Source organism: Pseudomonas sp. AC083 (genome assembly GCF_979253165.1).
The window spans coordinates 1-242 of sequence record NZ_CEEDDH010000303.1; the positions used below are offsets into that span (position 1 = coordinate 1).

General features: G+C 41.3%; 1 protein-coding gene. It reads right to left on the minus strand.

What is annotated here, in order from left to right; genetic code table 11:
• The coding region (locus tag AC0IXA_RS28020) for a TerD family protein (RefSeq protein ID WP_471814996.1) at window positions 1-242 on the minus strand (242 nt) is incomplete at both ends.

A 242-nucleotide genomic window follows, 5' to 3' on the forward strand; every position in this document is an offset into this window, starting at 1 on the left:
GTTTGGATTTCTGCTTGCAGATTCTTCACTTGAGAAAAACCAATTCCTTGATCCTCTGTTAGTGTAATCGCCACCTTTGTGATTCCAGCAGGCACTTTGCTCATATCAAAATTCAATTGATGCCTTTTCAACTGACCTGATATCTCTGCTGGTAAAAGTGTCGCGACACCCGTTGCACTCTCCGGCTGATTGTAAAAAATAATGCCATGATCTCCTTGAACTAGATCTGAATCTGTTAAGAG